20 protein-coding genes and 1 other RNA gene are annotated in these 16,144 nt (G+C 63.8%); 10 read left to right on the top strand and 11 right to left on the bottom strand.

All coding sequences use genetic code 11. From position 1 onward, the window contains the following. Window positions 1–17 precede the first annotated feature (17 nt). The 3 genes from ubiH to BHD08_RS01265 are packed head-to-tail and all read right to left on the bottom strand — an operon-like array spanning window position 18 to window position 3,103. Window positions 18–1,196: a 2-octaprenyl-6-methoxyphenyl hydroxylase gene (gene ubiH, locus BHD08_RS01275; RefSeq protein WP_125020540.1), complete on the bottom strand. Its 1,179-nt coding sequence runs from the start codon at window positions 1,194–1,196 to the stop codon at window positions 18–20. Window position 1,197: 1 nt separating this feature from the next. Continuing rightward, window positions 1,198–2,532, bottom strand: a complete 1,335-nt coding sequence (gene pepP / locus BHD08_RS01270; RefSeq protein WP_125020539.1) for a Xaa-Pro aminopeptidase — start codon at window positions 2,530–2,532, stop codon at window positions 1,198–1,200. A 16-nt stretch (window positions 2,533–2,548) separates the two neighbouring features. Next, on the bottom strand, window positions 2,549–3,103 hold the full coding sequence (locus tag BHD08_RS01265) for a YecA family protein (protein ID WP_125020538.1): 555 nt from the start codon (window positions 3,101–3,103) through the stop codon (window positions 2,549–2,551). Window positions 3,104–3,232: 129 nt separating this feature from the next. On the opposite strand from BHD08_RS01265, the gene BHD08_RS01260 reads away from it, so the two are divergent. The 4 genes from BHD08_RS01260 to BHD08_RS01245 all read left to right on the top strand — a co-directional run bounded on the left by BHD08_RS01260 (window position 3,233) and on the right by BHD08_RS01245 (window position 4,574). Then, the gene (locus BHD08_RS01260; RefSeq protein WP_106157205.1) at window positions 3,233–3,442 is read left to right on the top strand and encodes a TIGR02449 family protein; all 210 of its coding nucleotides are present in this window, start codon (window positions 3,233–3,235) and stop codon (window positions 3,440–3,442) included. Next, entirely contained in the window at window positions 3,439–3,753 is a 315-nt protein-coding gene (locus tag BHD08_RS01255; protein ID WP_015275186.1) for a cell division protein ZapA, read from the top strand. Before BHD08_RS01260 ends, BHD08_RS01255 begins: the two co-directional genes overlap by 4 nt. A 33-nt stretch (window positions 3,754–3,786) precedes the next feature. Next, window positions 3,787–3,965, top strand: a non-coding RNA gene (gene ssrS / locus BHD08_RS01250) — 6S RNA. Window positions 3,966–3,971: 6 nt separating this feature from the next. Continuing rightward, window positions 3,972–4,574, top strand: a complete 603-nt coding sequence (locus BHD08_RS01245) for a 5-formyltetrahydrofolate cyclo-ligase (RefSeq protein ID WP_125020537.1) — start codon at window positions 3,972–3,974, stop codon at window positions 4,572–4,574. A 28-nt stretch (window positions 4,575–4,602) separates the two neighbouring features. Here the strand turns inward: BHD08_RS01245 and BHD08_RS23025 are convergent, their stop codons facing one another. Further along, window positions 4,603–4,755, bottom strand: a complete 153-nt coding sequence (locus tag BHD08_RS23025; protein WP_015275184.1) for a hypothetical protein — start codon at window positions 4,753–4,755, stop codon at window positions 4,603–4,605. A gap of 197 nt (window positions 4,756–4,952) precedes the next feature. Here BHD08_RS23025 and BHD08_RS01240 point away from each other — a divergent pair, with 197 nt between their 5' ends. Beyond that, complete coding sequence (locus BHD08_RS01240) at window positions 4,953–5,402, top strand: EVE domain-containing protein (RefSeq protein WP_125020536.1); 450 nt, start codon at window positions 4,953–4,955, stop codon at window positions 5,400–5,402. A gap of 1 nt (window position 5,403) precedes the next feature. Here the strand turns inward: BHD08_RS01240 and BHD08_RS01235 are convergent, their stop codons facing one another. Then, window positions 5,404–5,805 carry a flagellar basal body-associated protein FliL gene (locus BHD08_RS01235; RefSeq protein WP_015275182.1) on the bottom strand — a complete coding sequence of 134 codons (402 nt, stop codon included), beginning with the start codon at window positions 5,803–5,805 and terminating at the stop codon, window positions 5,404–5,406. A gap of 213 nt (window positions 5,806–6,018) precedes the next feature. On the opposite strand from BHD08_RS01235, the gene BHD08_RS01230 reads away from it, so the two are divergent. Beyond that, on the top strand, window positions 6,019–6,999 hold the full coding sequence (locus BHD08_RS01230) for an NADPH:quinone oxidoreductase family protein (protein ID WP_015275181.1): 981 nt from the start codon (window positions 6,019–6,021) through the stop codon (window positions 6,997–6,999). 51 nt (window positions 7,000–7,050) lie between these two features. Here the strand turns inward: BHD08_RS01230 and secB are convergent, their stop codons facing one another. The 3 genes from secB to BHD08_RS01215 all read right to left on the bottom strand — a co-directional run bounded on the left by secB (window position 7,051) and on the right by BHD08_RS01215 (window position 8,280). Then, window positions 7,051–7,545 (bottom strand): protein-export chaperone SecB, encoded by a 495-nt coding sequence (gene secB, locus BHD08_RS01225; protein ID WP_003303313.1) that lies wholly within the window; start codon window positions 7,543–7,545, stop codon window positions 7,051–7,053. A 64-nt stretch (window positions 7,546–7,609) separates the two neighbouring features. After that, complete coding sequence (grxC, locus tag BHD08_RS01220; protein WP_015275180.1) at window positions 7,610–7,864, bottom strand: glutaredoxin 3; 255 nt, start codon at window positions 7,862–7,864, stop codon at window positions 7,610–7,612. A 2-nt stretch (window positions 7,865–7,866) separates the two neighbouring features. Next, a complete protein-coding gene (locus tag BHD08_RS01215) occupies window positions 7,867–8,280 on the bottom strand; it encodes a rhodanese-like domain-containing protein (protein ID WP_014818641.1) in 414 nt (137 codons plus the stop codon). Window positions 8,281–8,420: 140 nt separating this feature from the next. Between BHD08_RS01215 and gpmI the strand changes: the two genes are divergently transcribed. From gpmI to BHD08_RS01195, 4 genes are all read left to right on the top strand, one after another. Next, window positions 8,421–9,968 carry a 2,3-bisphosphoglycerate-independent phosphoglycerate mutase gene (gene gpmI / locus BHD08_RS01210; protein ID WP_015275179.1) on the top strand — a complete coding sequence of 516 codons (1,548 nt, stop codon included), beginning with the start codon at window positions 8,421–8,423 and terminating at the stop codon, window positions 9,966–9,968. Window positions 9,969–10,082: 114 nt separating this feature from the next. Then, entirely contained in the window at window positions 10,083–11,345 is a 1,263-nt protein-coding gene (locus BHD08_RS01205; RefSeq protein WP_015275178.1) for a murein hydrolase activator EnvC, read from the top strand. A gap of 71 nt (window positions 11,346–11,416) precedes the next feature. Then, window positions 11,417–12,736, top strand: coding sequence for a S41 family peptidase (locus BHD08_RS01200; protein WP_015275177.1), 1,320 nt, complete (start codon window positions 11,417–11,419; stop codon window positions 12,734–12,736). A 2-nt stretch (window positions 12,737–12,738) separates the two neighbouring features. Continuing rightward, window positions 12,739–13,530, top strand: coding sequence for a divergent polysaccharide deacetylase family protein (locus BHD08_RS01195; RefSeq protein ID WP_125020535.1), 792 nt, complete (start codon window positions 12,739–12,741; stop codon window positions 13,528–13,530). Between the two features lie 3 nt (window positions 13,531–13,533). Here BHD08_RS01195 and BHD08_RS01190 read toward each other — a convergent pair whose 3' ends face one another. The 3 genes from BHD08_RS01190 to hisF form a co-directional block, all read right to left on the bottom strand. After that, window positions 13,534–14,280: an ABC transporter substrate-binding protein gene (locus BHD08_RS01190; protein ID WP_125020534.1), complete on the bottom strand. Its 747-nt coding sequence runs from the start codon at window positions 14,278–14,280 to the stop codon at window positions 13,534–13,536. A gap of 230 nt (window positions 14,281–14,510) precedes the next feature. Next, window positions 14,511–15,260, bottom strand: a complete 750-nt coding sequence (locus BHD08_RS01185) for an ABC transporter substrate-binding protein (protein ID WP_125020533.1) — start codon at window positions 15,258–15,260, stop codon at window positions 14,511–14,513. Window positions 15,261–15,347: 87 nt separating this feature from the next. Then, window positions 15,348–16,118 carry an imidazole glycerol phosphate synthase subunit HisF gene (gene hisF, locus BHD08_RS01180; protein WP_014818634.1) on the bottom strand — a complete coding sequence of 257 codons (771 nt, stop codon included), beginning with the start codon at window positions 16,116–16,118 and terminating at the stop codon, window positions 15,348–15,350. Window positions 16,119–16,144: the final 26 nt, after the last annotated feature.

Here is a 16,144-nt window from a genome sequence, read left to right as displayed (position 1 = left end):
TCCTTCTGGTGGCGGCGTCAGCCTAGGCGAGTCCCGAGACCCATGGCCTGCCGAGCGAACCAGCGCTTGGCTGAAGGCGTCAGATCCAGGCCGAGCAGGCCGAGGTTGCGGCCCGCCGCGACCAGCCGGCCGGAGTCGACGAACAACCGGGTGACCTGATCGGAAAAACCGACGGTCAGACGCTGGTCCAGGCGCTGCCTGTGCGCATACGCCTGCAGCACCGCAAGGTCGCCGAGCGCGGCGTCACTGTGCAGCAAGGCTTCACTCAGCGCTTCCACATCGCGCAGCGACAGGTTGTACCCCTGCCCGGCGATCGGGTGCAGGCTGTGCGCCGCATTGCCGAGCACCACCAGTCCAGCGCGAACCTGTTCTTCGGCCTCGATCAGCGTCAGCGGATAGAGATGTCGGGCACCAACCTGCTGCAAGGCGCCCAGACGGTAGCCGAAGGCTTCCTGCAGCTCGGCGAGAAAGACCGCCTCATGCGCCTGCGCCAATCGCGTGGCGTCGGCCTGGGCGCGCGTCCATACCAGCGCGCAGCGATTGTCCTGCAGCGGCAGCAGCGCCATCGGGCCATCTTCGGTGAAGCGCTCGAACGCCAGTCCGCCGTGCGACTTGCCCGGGGTGATGTTGGCGATCAGCGCGGTCTGGCCGTAGGGCCGGCGCGAAACATGGATACCGAGCTGCTCGCGCAGGCCGGAGCGACCACCATCGGCCAGCACGGTGAGGTCGCATTCCAGGCGCTGACCGTCGGTGAAACTCAACCGATAGCCCGCGGCGCCGGGCTCCAGCCGCTCTATCTCCGCCGGGCAGTGACGGATCACCACCTCGTCATCCAGCGCCTGCCACAGGCAATGGCCGATCCAGGCGTTCTCGACCACGTAGCCCAGCGCCTCGACGCCTTCACTCGCGCAGTCGAGCCGCGCAGCACCGAAGCGGCCACGTTCAGACACGTGGATGCGCAGAATCGGTTCGGCACGCTCGGCAATCCGCTCCCACAAGCCGAGGCGCTGATAGATCAGCCGGGTGCCGTAGGACAGTGCAGTCGAGCGCGCGTCATAGCTGGGCTGGTACTCATGGCCGGGTTCGAACGGCTCGATCAGGTGGATGCGCCAGCCGCGCTCACGGGCGCCATCCTGCAATGCCAGCGCGAGACTCGCCCCGACCAGCCCACCACCGATGATCGCCAGGCTCTGCATGTCAGGCGACCTGCTCACGAGCGGCGGCCATCAGCGCCTCGATCTCGGCGACGCTCTTCGGCACGCCAGTAGTGAGGATTTCGCAGCCGGTCCGGGTCACCACCACATCGTCCTCGATGCGCACGCCGATACCGCGCCACTTCTTGGCCACGTTCTGATTGTCCACTGCGATATAGATGCCCGGCTCGACGGTCATCGCCATGCCCGGCTCGAGCACACGCCATTCGCCACCGATCTTGTAGTCGCCGACGTCGTGCACATCCATGCCCAGCCAATGGCCGGCACGGTGCATGTAGAAGGCCTTGTAGGCCTCGCTGGCGATCAGCGCGTCCACCTCACCCTGCAACAGGCCCAGCTCGACCAGCCCGGCGGTGATCACCCGAACAGTGGCTTCGTGAGCCTCGTTCCAGTGCTTGCCCGGGGTGATATGCTTGAAGGCCTCTTCGTTGGCCTTGAGCACCAACTCGTAAATAGCCTTATGCTCCGGTGAGAAGCGACCGTTGACCGGGAAGGTACGGGTAATGTCGCTGGCGTAGCAGTCGATCTCACAACCGGCGTCGATCAGCACCAGATCTCCGTCCTTCAACGGTGCGTCGTTCTCACGGTAATGCAGGATGCAGGCGTTGCGACCCGCGGCGACGATGCTGCCGTAAGCCGGCATCTTCGCGCCGCCCTTGCGGAACTCGTAATCCAGTTCGGCTTCCAGGTGGTACTCGAACAGGCCGGCACGGCTGGCCTGCATGGCACGGATGTGCGCACGAGCGGAAATCTCCGCCGCATGCTTCATCACCTTCACCTCGTTGCTCGACTTGAACAGGCGCATGTCGTGCAGCAGATGATCGAGCGCGACGAATTCGCTGGGCGGCTGTGCGCCCTGGCGCGCCTTGCCGCGGATGGTCTTGATCCATTCCATCAGCCGATGATCGAAGGCTTCGTTGGTGCCGATGGCGTAGTAGACCCGATCGCGGCCCTCGATCAGGCCCGGGAGGATGTCGTCGATATCACCGATGGGAAAGGCGTCGTCGGCACCGTATTCACTTATCGCGCCGTCCTGCCCGGCCCGCAGGCCGTCCCAGAGCTCGCGCTCGGGATCGCGCTCGCGGCAGAACAGCACGTACTCGCCATGCTCGCGCCCGGGAATCAGCGCGATCACCGCTTCCGGCTCGGGGAAGCCGGAGAGGTACTGGAAGTCGCTGTCCTGGCGGTAGACATGCTCGACATCGCGGTTGCGGATGTACATCGGCGCCGCCGGCAGAATGGCGATGCTGTTGGGTTCCATCTGCTCCATCAGCGCCTTGCGTCGACGGGCGTATTCCGATCTGGGGATGCGAGTCATGGGCGCAACGGTGTCCTCAATGCAGGGAAGGTTTCGCGGCAGCGGGCAGCGGTTTGGCGCATTCGGTGAACAGCAGCAGCGGCGCTACGCGCAGGTACTCCATCACTTCCATGTAGTCGGTCTCGCCGTCCTCGGACTCGTCCAGCGAATCCTGGATCTGCGCGATAGCGGACAGATCCTGCAGCACCTCCATGGCTTCGCTACTCAGCGCACGATCACCGGCAGCCAGGCCGAAGCCGGCAAGAAAGCCCTGGCACCACTGGCCCAGCGCCACGGCGCGTTCGGCGAGCGGCGCATCGTCGCTGGGCAGCAGCAGGACAACGGCGATGTCGTCACCGGCGAGCTCGCCCTTGACCATTTCCTGCAGGCCGATCAATGCCTGACGAATGTTGTCCTGCGGTGCTTCGCCGAGCAGGTCCGACGCATCGGTCAGCCAGGGCTCGACCTCGAAACCTGCGCCGGCGCAACTGCGCCCGAGCAACAGGCCGTGCAATTCGGCGGGAGAAACGGTTTGCGGGCTGCCCGCCAGAAGTGTGGCGAAGGCGGCATACGGGGAATTCTGAATGGACATGGCGGCTAGGCGCACGATGGCGCAATGACTAGAATGAAGGCTTCGTATCCTAGCACCGGCGGCCGCGGCAAGACCATCGAAGGCCCCGGCCATCGCTTCCGTCTTCAGCAGTGCCCCAACAGGAATCCCATGGAAGACGCCGATCTCAAAGCGCTGACCACCAAGCTGGAGCAGCTGATTCAGCGCATCGAACAGCTCAAGGCGCAGAACCATCTGCTGCTGGCCAATGAGCGGGCGTGGCGTGAAGAGCGCGCTCATCTGATCGAAAAGAACGAAATGGCCCGATTGAAGGTCGAATCAATGATTTCGCGCCTGAAAGCCCTGGAGCAGGACTCATGACCCAGCCGAACACCGTTACCGTGCACATCATGGACAAGGAATACTGCATTGCCTGTCCATCAGAGGAACGCAGCAATCTGGAAGGTGCGGCCCGTTACCTGGATCGCAAGATGCGCGAGATTCGCAGCAGCGGCAAAGTCATCGGCGCCGATCGCGTGGCGGTGATGGCTGCCCTGAACATCACTCACGAACTGCTGCACAAGCATGATCGCCTCGACGCCGAAGCCAACAGCGCACGCGAACATGTACGCATGCTGCTGGAGCGCGTCGACAGCGCCCTGGCCCCCGACCCCAACCCTTCTGGCAACTGATCAACGGTAGCCAGTTTGCGTTATACTGCGGCCAACTCCCTGGCATGTTCGCCAGTCGGCGATGACCCTCTCCCGATAAGCAATACCATGGAGGCTACACGTGGTGCCGGTGTGCATGTCCGCCTGACGGAAAGCCTTAAGGTACTCTGTAGTCGCCACCTTGAACTCTCGGGTTCAAGGGCCTACGCTGGCAGCGGCATGCTGGGGAGCCACTTCTGATGATCGTAGCCGAAGGCCTTTCGCGCCCAGCGCTACGTCGCAAGCTGCGCCAAGCGCGGCGCCAATTGACACCTGCGCAGCAACGCCTGGCCGCTCGCCGGCTCTACCGGCAACTGGCTCAGCATCCGCTATTCCGTCGCGCTCGGCATATCGCCCTGTACCTGCCCAACGACGGTGAAATCGATCCACGTCCGCTACTGCACGCTGCTCAGCGCCGCGGCAAAGCGACCTATCTCCCGGTACTGAATCCATGGCCGCGTACGCGCATGGTCTTTCAGCGCATCGAGCCCGGCGAGCGACTGCGGCGTAACCGTTTCGGCATTCCCGAACCCGTAATCCGGACCGCTCGACAACGCCGCGTCTGGGCGCTCGATCTGCTGCTGATGCCGCTGGTGGGCTTCGACGGCAATGGCGGGCGGCTGGGTATGGGTGGCGGCTTCTATGATCGCAGCTTGGCGTATCGCGCCATGCGCAAAAAAAGTCACAAACCGACGTTATTGGGACTCGCTCACGAATGTCAGCGGGTCGATCAGCTACCGCTGGAAAGTTGGGATGTAGCCCTTCAGGCTACGGTGACGGACCAGGGCTGGTACGTCGGATGATGAAGCGCCGCATCCATGCGGCGCGAGGTCATCGCTGCTGAGCCTGTTGCACCTGAATGACCGGGGCCATGCCGGCCGCGCCATCCTGCTGCTCCCACAGACTCTGCGTATAGCCCGTGGTGACTACGCCGAGACCAAAGATGAAGACCAAAATCCACAGAATATCGGGCTTACGTTTCATTTGTGTTCGCCTCCCCCTACCAGGCGAAATGCTTGCGTCGAGTCGGTGTGATTTATCGTTCTAGGACTCGATAGGCCACCATACAGCCGCGGCATTTTCCGTGAAGCTTCGGCACCGCGCAAACAGGTATTGCAGCCGACTGTCGGAGATTTTGCCATCATGGTCTGATCGAACCGACTGACGGGAGAGCAAGGTTCATGCCTTATTGGCTGATGAAGTCCGAACCGGATGAATTTTCCATCCAGGATCTGAAAAAACTGGGTCGTGGTCGCTGGGACGGCGTACGCAATTACCAGGCGCGTAATTTCCTGCGGCATATGCAGGAAGGCGATCAGTTCTTCTTCTATCACTCCAGTTGCGCGGAGCCCGGCATTGCCGGAATCGGCAGAGTCACTCGTAGCGCCTACCCCGATCCCACCGCACTCGACCCCGCCAGCCCCTATCACGATAGCAAGGCCAGCGACGAGACCAATCCGTGGAGCGCAGTCGATGTCGAGTTCGTGGAAGTCTTCGCGTCGCCGCTGAAGCTGGCACGCCTGAAAGCACAGCCTGAGCTGCACGAACTGGCACTGGTGAAGAAAGGCAGCCGCCTTTCGGTGATGCCGGTCAGCATGGACGAGTGGCAGGCGATCCTGGCGCTGCGCTGAGTTACTGGATGATCAGATTGTTGAACAGCAGATCATCCACCAACGGCTTACCTTCTTCCTGCTCCAGCACCTCGCGCACCTGGCGCAAGGCCTCCTGACGCAGCTGCTCCTTGGCTTCGGGACCGCTCAGGGTCTCGTCGGTCTGCTGGGAAAACAGCATCACCAGCTGATGGCGGATCAGCGGCTCGTGATGCTTGACCCGATCTTCCACCTCCTTGCTGGAGATGCGCAGCGCGACATCAGCCTTGTAGTACTTCAGCCGCTCACCCGAACCATAGTTGCCGACCATGGCGGGCACCAGCGCGTAGTAGAGCGTCTGCGGGGCCGCTTCGTCAGCCGAGTTTTGCGCGAGCACCGGCCCGGCAAGTGCGAAACCAAGAAACAGGGTTATCAGGTACTTCACGGGGCAGTGCTCCAGGGAAAATCTGCGCCAGCATAACCAGTCGCCGCCGCGCACCCAAGCCCACCACGCAACTGCCCGCCGCTTATACGCCGCCATTACAGCGAACGATGCTGATTGCCTCGTTACGCAGCGCTCCTAGACTGGATAGTCCTGAGTAGTCGAGCCATCCATCGTCGGGCGGCAAGCGTCCGACCAGTCGAACAAGGAAAAACGATGAAAGCCGTCCTGTGCAAAAGCTTCGGTCCGCCCGAGAGCCTGGTGCTCGAAGATGCCCCTTCCCCTCAGATCAAACCGAGCGAAGTCCTGCTCGACGTGCATGCCGCCGGGGTCAATTTTCCTGACACGCTGATGATCGAGGGCAAGTATCAGTTCAAGCCGCCGTTCCCGTTCTCGCCCGGCGGCGAGGCGGCCGGCGTCATCGCCGCGGTCGGCGAGAAGGTCAGCCACCTCAAGGTCGGCGACCGGGTCATGGCGTTGACCGGCTGGGGCAGCTTCGCCGAGCAGGTTGCGGTGGCTGGCGGCAACGCGCTGCCGATTCCGCCGAGCATGGACTTCGACACCGCCGCCGCCTTCAGCATGACCTACGGCACCTCGATGCATGCGCTTACCCAGCGCGCCAATCTGCAACATGGAGAGACTCTGCTGGTGCTGGGCGCTTCTGGCGGTGTCGGCCTGGCTGCCGTGGAGATCGGCAAGGCCATGGGCGCACGAGTCATCGCCGCCGCCTCCAGCGCCGAGAAGCTGGAGGTAGCGAAGAACGCCGGCGCCGACGAGCTGATCAACTACAGCGAAGGCAGCCTGAAGGAGCGCCTGAAGGAACTCACCGGCGGCCAGGGCGTGGATGTGATCTACGATCCGGTGGGCGGCCAGCTGTTCGAAGAAGCCTTCCGCAGCATCGCCTGGAACGGCCGCATGCTGGTGGTGGGATTTGCTGCCGGCGGGGATATCCCGGCGCTGCCGGCGAACCTGCCACTGCTCAAAGGAGCTTCGCTGATCGGTGTGTTCTGGGGCGCCTTCGCCCAGCGTCAACCGCAGGACAACGCGGCTAATTTCCGCCAGCTGTTCGCCTGGCACGCCGAAGGCAAGCTCAAGCCGCTGGTATCGCAACGCTTTGCCTTGCAGGACACCGGCAAGGCTATCGCCACGCTGGGGCAGCGCAAGGCGGTCGGCAAGCTGGTGGTGCAGGTGCGCTGACGCGCAGAAGGAGGATGCAGGAAGCGTCAGACGCTTCCTGCACGATCCGTATCAGTGGGCGGTGCTGGGTGCTTCGCCCGCGCCCTGCATACGCGCCATTTCCTGGGCGTAGAGTGCGTCGAAGTTCACCGGAGCCAGCATCAGAGCCGGGAACGAGCCGCGGGTTACCAGGCTGTCCAGCGCCTCACGGGCGTACGGGAAGAGGATGTTCGGGCAGAACGCGCCAAGGGTGTGACTCATGGCGGCGGCTTCGAGACCCTTGATCAGGAAGATCCCGGCCTGCTGCACTTCGGCAATGAAGGCAACTTCTTCGCCGGTCTTCACGGTGACCGAAAGGGTCAGCACGACTTCATGGAAGTCGCCCTCAAGCGCCTTCTGCTTGGTGTTCAGGTCCAGCGCGACACTCGGATTCCATTCCTGACGGAAAATTTCCGGGCTCTTCGGCGCTTCGAAGGACAGGTCGCGGACGTAGATGCGCTGCAGGGAGAACTGCGCGCCCTGTTCGTTCTGCGACGCTGCGCCGCCGTTGTTAGCTTGTTCGGTCATTTCTGCAACCTTCTATCCAGTTGTGCGTGTCGTTTGAGTTGTTCGCGGACCCGCGCTGCCGGCCTCAGGCCTGCAGCAACGGGTCGAGACGTCCGGCGCGCTCCAGAGCGTGCAGCTCGTCGCAGCCGCCGACGTGTTTATCGCCGATCCATATCTGCGGTACCGAGGTGCGTCCGGCCTTGCTGGCCATTTCGGCACGCAGGGACGGGTTGCCATCCACGGGGATCTCCTCGTAGGCGACACCCCTGCGATCGAGCAGCGCCTTGGCGCGGATGCAGAACGGGCACCAGGCGGTGGTATAGATGACGACGTTGGGCATGATTACTTGACCACTGGCAGATTGTCGCCGCGCCAGCTGGAAATCCCTCCCGACAACTTGGCGGCGGTGAAGCCTGCCTTCTGCAACTCACGGCAGGCCGTTCCGGCGTGCTGCCCCATGGCGTCGACCACGATGATGGTCTTGGCCTTGTGCTTTTCCAGCTCGCCTGTGCGGCTGACCAGCTTCTCGTAGGGAATGTTCAATGCATCGACGATATGGCCGGCGTCGAACTCCTTCTTGACGCGCACGTCCAACACCACGCCCTCGCCACTGTTGACCAGTGCCGTCAGTTCGCGATTGCTCAGGCTCTTGCCACCCTTGCGTGTCTCGGTGATGAACAGAAGGATCAACAGCACCACGAACAGGCTGCTGAGTACATAGTGGTTAGAGACAAATTCAATCAGGTTAGCGAGCATCAACGGGTACCCGGACGATAAAATGCGGGCCAGTATACACAGCCCCTCCCACCGGCTGAACCCTGATGATTCGTGACCTCGCCCCGGCCAGCCAGTAGACTGGCCGCCCTTTTCCGCCCCCGTGCAAGGAGCCCGAAAGCATGTCCGTCGCCCCCACCGCCGCGCCCAAACCTCTGGTACTGATCATTCTCGATGGCTTCGGGCACAGCGACAGCCCGGACTTCAACGCCATCCACGCCGCGCGCAAGCCGGTCTACGATCGCCTGCTGGCCAGCCAGCCGCACGGATTGATCTCTGGCAGCGGCATGGATGTCGGCCTGCCGGACGGGCAGATGGGCAACTCCGAGGTCGGCCACATGAACCTGGGTGCCGGGCGCGTGGTGTATCAGGACTTCACCCGGGTGACCAAGGCGATCCGCGACGGCGAGTTCTTCGCCAACCCGACCATCTGCGGTGCAGTCGACAAGGCCGTGGGTGCCGGCAAGGCGGTGCACATCCTCGGCCTGCTCTCCGACGGTGGCGTACACAGCCATCAGGATCATCTGGTCGCCATGGCCGAACTGGCTGCCCAGCGCGGCGCCGAGAAGATCTACCTGCACGCCTTCCTCGACGGCCGCGACACCCCGCCGAAGAGCGCACAGCACTCCATCGAACTGCTCCAGGCCACCTTCACCCGCCTGGGCAAGGGCCGTATCGCCAGCCTGATCGGCCGCTACTTCGCCATGGACCGCGACAACCGCTGGGACCGTGTGCAGCAGGCCTATGAGCTGATCGTAAACGGCAAGGCCGAGCACCGCTCCGACTACGCCGTGGATGGTCTGATCGCCGCTTACGAGCGCGGCGAAAGCGACGAATTCGTCAAGGCCACCAGCATCGGCGAGCCGGTGCGCGTGGAGGATGGCGATGCCGTGGTATTCATGAACTTCCGCGCCGACCGCGCCCGCGAACTGACCCGCTGCTTCGTCGAGCCCGGCTTCAAGGAATTCGAGCGCGCTCGCGTGCCGCAACTGGCCGAGTTCGTCATGCTCACCCAGTACGCCGCAAGCATCCCCGCGCCGGCCGCCTTCGCCCCGGAGGCGCTGACCAACGTGCTCGGCGAGTACCTGGCCAACAACGGCAAGACCCAGCTGCGTATCGCTGAAACCGAGAAATACGCGCACGTCACCTTCTTCTTCTCCGGCGGTCGCGAGGAACCATTCCCCGGCGAGGAACGCATCCTCATCCCGTCGCCACAGGTCGCCACCTACGATCTCAAGCCGGAAATGAGCGCGCCCGAGGTCACTGACCGTATCGTCGATGCCATCGAGAATCAGCGCTACGACGTCATCGTGGTCAACTATGCCAACGGCGACATGGTCGGGCATACCGGCGTGTTCGAAGCCGCGGTCAAGGCAGTGGAATGCCTGGACAGCTGTGTCGGCCGCATCGTCGAGGCGCTGGACAAGGTCGGCGGCGAAGCGCTGCTGACCGCCGACCACGGCAACGTCGAGCAAATGGAAGACGTCATGACCGGCCAGGCGCACACCGCGCATACCTGCGAGCCGGTGCCGTTCGTCTATATCGGCAAGCGCAACGTCACCATCCGCCAGGGCGGCGTGCTGGCCGATGTCGCGCCGACCATGCTGACCCTGCTCGGCATGCCGGTACCGCCAGAGATGACCGGTCGCTCGATCGTCGAGCTGAGTTGATCGCCAGACGGGAAGCGGATGGCGCCAGCCGCCGTTTCCCGCTACAGGCTTCAAGCTTCCAGCTTGCTTTTTAGGCATACTACGTCGGTCATAACGCTCGGTTGACGCCCTCCAATGCCTCGTACTTTTCTCGCCCTAGCCTTCCTCTGCCTGCTCGGTCCCGCCGTGGCGGACGAACGTGCCGCAGCGCGGCAGCAGATCGAAGCCGCTCGCCAGGACGTTGCCGAACTGCAGAAGCTGCTCAAGCAGATCGAGCAGGAGAAATCCGGCGTCCAGAAGCAGCTGAAGACCACCGAAAGCGAGATGGGCCAGCTGGAAAAGCAGGTCGATACCCTGCAACAGGAAATCGACCGCAGCGAGGCTGAGCTGGAGCGCCTGAACGACGAGAAGGCCACGCTCGAAGGTGCTCGCCTGGAACAACAACGACTGATCGGCCTGCAGGCCCGTGCCGCCTACCAGAATGGCCGGCAGGAGTACCTCAAGCTGCTGCTCAACCAGCAGAATCCGGAAAAATTCAGCCGCACCATCACCTATTACGACTACCTCAACAAGGCGCGTCTCGAGCAGCTCGACAACTTCAACGAGACGCTGCGCCAGCTGGCCAACGTCGAAGCCGACATCGCCACGCAGCAAAGTCTGCTGGCAGAAAAGAAGGATGGTCTGCTCGAACGCCGCAACCAACTCGCCGAGGTGCGCAAGGAACGCCAGCAGACCCTCGCCAAGCTCAACAGCGATTTCTCCAGCCGCGAGCAGAAACTGCAGGCGCGCCGTCAGGAGCAGGCCCAGTTCGAGCGCGTGCTCAAGACCATCGAAGAAACCCTGGCTCGCCAGGCCCGTGAGGCCGAGGAAGCACGGCAGCGCGCATTGCTTGCCGAGCGCCAGCGTCAGCAACAGCAGCAACAATCCCAGACCGGCGCCAGCACCGCGCCGAGCGGCCCGCTGGTGTCCAGTGCCGGCGGCAACTTCGGCGGGCCGTTCTCCCAGGCCAAGGGCAAGCTGCCCTGGCCGGTAGACGGACGTCTCGTCGCCCGCTACGGCACTCCGCGCGGCGGCGACGCTCGAACCAAGTGGGACGGCGTACTGATCGGTGCCAGCGTCGGCACTCAGGTCCGCGCCGTGCATGGCGGCCGGGTAGTATTCGCCGACTGGCTACGTGGCGCCGGACTACTGGTGATACTCGATCATGGAAATGGTTACCTGAGCCTGTATGGTCATAACCAGAGCCTGCTGCGTGACGCCGGCGACATCGTCAAGGCCGGCGATCCGATCGCCACAGTAGGCACCAGCGGCGGCCAGGAAACCGCCGCACTGTATTTCGCCATTCGGCAGCAGGGCCGCCCCAGCGACCCCGCCCAATGGTGTCGCGCGCAAGGCTAGCGAGCCGCGGCTTCGGTGCTTGCCGAACCGCCCGCATCGCCAAGCGCGCCCTCTCATAACTGGAGTTCGACATGTTGCACCTGCGCCGTTTCGCCCGCCCATCCACGCTCGCTCTGGCCATATTGCTGGGGATGCAGGGCGGCGCCTGGGCCCAGCAGCCACCGGCGGAAGCGGCGGTGCCGAGCTCCAAAGCTCCCCTGCCACTGGATGAGCTGCGCACCTTCGCCGAGGTGCTGGACCGCATCAAGGCTGCCTATGTCGAGCCGGTGGATGACAAGACCCTGCTGGAGAATGCGATCAAAGGCATGCTCAGCAATCTCGATCCGCATTCGGCCTATCTGGAGCCCGAGGCATTCGCCGAACTGCAGGAAAGCACCAGCGGTGAATTCGGCGGCCTCGGCATCGAGGTCGGCATGGAAGATGGCTTCATCAAGGTCGTCTCGCCGATCGACGACACCCCGGCATCGAAGGCCGGCATCGAAGCTGGCGACCTGATCGTCAAGATCGACGGCCAGCCAACCAAGGGCCTGTCGATGATGGACGCCATCGGCAAGATGCGCGGCAAGCCGGGCAGCAGCATCAGCCTGACGCTGGTGCGCGAGGGCGGCCAGCCGTTCGATGTGAAGCTGAAGCGCGCGGTCATCAAGGTACGCAGTGTCCGCAGCCAGATCCTCGAGCCGGGCTACGGTTACCTGCGCGTCACCCAGTTCCAGGTCAATTCCGGCGAGGAAGTCGGCAAGGCGCTGGCCAAGCTGAAGAAGGACAACGACGGCAAGAAACTGAACGGGCTGGTCCTCGATCTGCGCAACAACCCGGGCGGCGTGCTGCAGGCCGCAGTGGAGATTTCCGACCACTTCCTCACCAAGGGCCTGATCGTCTACACCAAGGGTCGTATCGCCAACTCCGAGCTGCGCTTCAATGCCGACCCGGCCGACGCCAGCGAAGGTGTGCCACTGGTCGTGCTGATCAACGGCGGTAGCGCCTCGGCATCCGAGATCGTTGCCGGCGCGCTGCAGGATCACAAGCGCGGCGTGGTGATGGGCACCGACAGTTTCGGCAAGGGTTCGGTACAGACCGTGCTGCCGCTGAACAATGATCGCGCGCTCAAGCTCACCACCGCGCTCTACTACACCCCCAACGGCCGCTCAATCCAGGCCCAGGGCATCGAGCCGGACATCAAGGTCGAACGCGCCAAGCTGACCCGTGAACAGGCTGCTGACGGCTTCCGCGAAGCCGATCTGGCCGGCCACCTGGGCAACGGCAACGGCGGCCCGGACCGCCCGACCGCCACCCAGATCGCCAGCGACTCGCCACGACCGCAGGACGACGACTACCAGCTCGGCCAGGCCTTGAATCTGCTCAAGGGATTGAACCTCACCCGCGGCCAGTGAAGATGGCCGGCTGGGCGGCAGGCCTGGCAGCGCTGGTGATGCTCGCCAGCCAGGCGCTATATGGCGACGAGCCCGCGGCCACGCCGGACCATGTCCCGCGACCGCGGTTGACCCTGATAATCGACGACCTCGGGCAGAACCCGGCACGCGATCGCCGTGTGCTGCAACTACCGGGGCCGGTGGCCCTTGCGATTCTTCCCGACACCCGCCACGCCGCAGACCTAGCCGAGCAGGCCCATCGCGCCGGCAAGACGGTCATGCTGCACATGCCGATGGCGCCTGCTCAGGGCCGCTTCGCCTGGCATCCTCAGCTACCGCATGACGAACTGGCGCGACGGCTCGACGCCGCGCTCGCGGCAGTGCCGCATGCCAGCGGGCTGAACAACCACATGGGCAGCGCCATGACCGATCAGGTACAGCCGATGAGCTGGCTGATGAGCGAGTTGCAGCGCCGCCACCTGTTCTTCCTCGACAGCCGCACCAGCCCGCGCACCGTAGCGGCGGCGAGTGCGCAGCGCGCGGCTTTGGCCAGCCTGTCGCGGGATATCTTCCTCGACGATGACCCATCCCCGACTGCCGTAGCCGAGCGCTTTCAAGCCGCGATCGCACTGGCGCGCAAACAGGGCTCGGTGGTCATCATCGGCCATCCTCATGAGAGCACTCTGGCCCTGCTGGAGCGCGAGTTGCCGCGCCTGTCGGCGCAGGGCATCGAATGGGTGGGCGTCGGCCAGATGATCGCCACCCGCAGCAACCGGGCAATGGCCGCGCACGGACGCGGCGGCATCTACCGCTGAGCATCAGAGATAGCGCTGCAGCAGCGTCTCCACCGTGCCATCGGCGCGCATCGCGTCCAGCGCCCGCTGTAAGCGCTCGACCACTTCGTCCGGCGTCGCCCGGTTTAGCGCCAGGAACAAGCGCGCCTCATTGAAACGCAGCACGGGCTTCAGACCGGTGACGCCTTCCTGCTTGGCCAGATAGGGCCCGACCGGATCGGCGGTGGCCCAGACGTCGATCTGCCCCTTGAGCAGCTTGCCGACGTTCTCCTGGTCGCGCAGCGAGTTGATCGGCGCGAGCCCCTTGCTCTCCAGATGCTGACTCACGGCATCGTTCTTGTAGGCCCCGATGCGCAGATTGCGTGCTTCCTCCAGTCCGGTCAGACGCAACGGGCTATCCGACGGCGCCAGCAGCACCCAGCTGATGCTCGCCAGCGGGCCGACCCACTTGAACTGCGGCTCACGCTCGGCGGTAAAGGTTGTGGAAAACAGACCCTGATCGGGCTGTTCGAGGACCTGCTTGTAGATGCGATCCCAGGGAAAGCGCAGGCTCAGCTCATAGCGGATGTTCGCCCGGCGGAACATCTCGCGGACGATATCGGCATTGATGCCGTGGATCTTTGCATCGGCCGCGTAGTTCTTGTTGTCCTCGGCCATGTTGAATGGCGGAAAGTTCTCGGTGAGCAACACGACGCGATAGTCGTCGGACAGCTCGGCACGGGCGTGACTGCATAGCAGCAGCATGATGACGGCTAGGATTCGTTTCAGCATGGCTCGCTCCCTGTCTGATTCACGACCCGCCCCTCCGCGGATCGTGGCCGAAGCGGTCGGAAGCAAGATGCGAACCAGCGCAGCGGCGCGGCAGCGCAGCTCAGGGATGGCCAAAGCACGAAGCGGTGGGCGCGCCAGAAAGGCGCGAGAAGGATGCGCGACGCACCCAGCTGGCGCGCCGTCATCACGACAGAGGTCGGGCGCGGATGCGCGCCGACCGGTGGATCAGCTCAGAGGTAGCGTGCGTTGATCTGGTCGATCAGGCCTTCGCTGCGCATCTGATCGAGCGCCTGTTGCAGCTTCTGCACGGTTTCGTCGTCGACCTGCTTGTTCAGCGCCAGATACAGCTCCGCATTATCGAAGCGCAGCACGCGCTTGAGCCCCGTTACGCCTTCCAGACGCGCCAGGTAACGGCCGGCGGGGTCACCGGTGGCCCAGAGGTCGATCTTGCCGTCGATCAGCTTCTTCACGTTCTCCTGATCGCGCAGGGCAAGCACCGGCTTCAGGCCCTGGCCTTCCAGATGCTCGGCGATCGCATCGCCCTTGTAGGCACCAACGTTGTATTGGCTGGCCTGCTCCAGACTGGTCAGGTTGATCGGGCTGTCGCCACGGGCCAGCAACACCCAGTCGTCCGGGCCGATGGGGCCGACCCACTTGAACAGCTCTTCACGCTCGGGCAGCCGTGCGGTGACGAACACCCCATAGTTGGCCTGCTCCAGGGCCATGCCGTAGATGCGCTCCCAGGGAAAACGCAGCGTCAGGCTGTAATCGATGCCGGCGCGCTTGAACATCTCGCGCACGATATCCACGGCAATGCCGCTGATGTGCTCGTCGCGGGCGAAGTTCTTGCCGTCATCCGCCATGTTGTAGGGCGGGAAGTTCTCCGTCAGCAGGTCGATTTTCACCGGTGCCTGCGCGTGGCTCAGCGTAGCGCCGAATAGCAGCGCCGCAGCGACAAGGGAAGCGATGGTCTTGAGCATGCGTGAAATCTCCTGATTGCCTGTCCGCAACAGCCGCGGACGGTTCCTTGTATCGAGCATTAAGCCTTGTTCATCTACTGGCTGAGATCAACGCATCACGATGCCGCGGGCGGCCAGGTAGGCCTTGGCTTCCGGGATGGTGTATTCGCCGAAGTGGAAGATGCTGGCGGCAAGCACCGCATCGGCCTTGCCTTCGAGAATGCCATCGGCGAGGTGCTGCAGGTTGCCGACGCCACCGGAGGCGATCACCGGAATGCACAGCGCCTCGCTGATGGCACGGGTTACGCCGAGGTCGTAGCCGCTCTTCACGCCGTCCTGATCCATGCTGGTCAGCAGGATTTCGCCGGCGCCGAGGTCTTCCATCTTCTTCGCCCAGGCCACCGCATCCAGGCCGGTGGGCTTGCGGCCGCCATGGGTGAAGATTTCCCAGCGTCCCGGCTCACCCGGCGCGGAGACCTTCTTCGCATCGATGGCGACGACTATGCACTGTGAGCCGAAACGGTCCGCGGCCTCGCCAACGAAGTCCGGGTTGAACACCGCGGCGGTGTTGATCGAGACCTTGTCGGCGCCCGCATTGAGCAGGTTGCGGATGTCCTGCACGCTGCGCACGCCGCCGCCCACGGTCAGCGGGATGAATACCTGGCTGGCCATGCGCTCGACGGTGTGCAGCGTGGTATCGCGGTTGTCGACGCTGGCGGTGATGTCGAGAAAGGTGATCTCGTCGGCGCCCTGCTCGTCGTAGCGACGGGCGATTTCCACCGGGTCGCCGGCGTCGCGGATGTTCTCGAACTGGACGCCCTTGACCACGCGGCCGTTGTCCACGTCGAGGCAGGGAATGATGCGTTTGGCCAGGGCCATGGCGTTCTCCGAAAGCGGCTTCTTCA

Origin of the sequence: Pseudomonas sp. SCT, from assembly GCF_003864275.1 — a bacterium.
GTDB classification, from domain to species: Bacteria; Pseudomonadota; Gammaproteobacteria; order Pseudomonadales; family Pseudomonadaceae; genus Stutzerimonas; species Stutzerimonas stutzeri_AE.
This window is presented reverse-complemented; position numbering and strand designations above follow the sequence as displayed.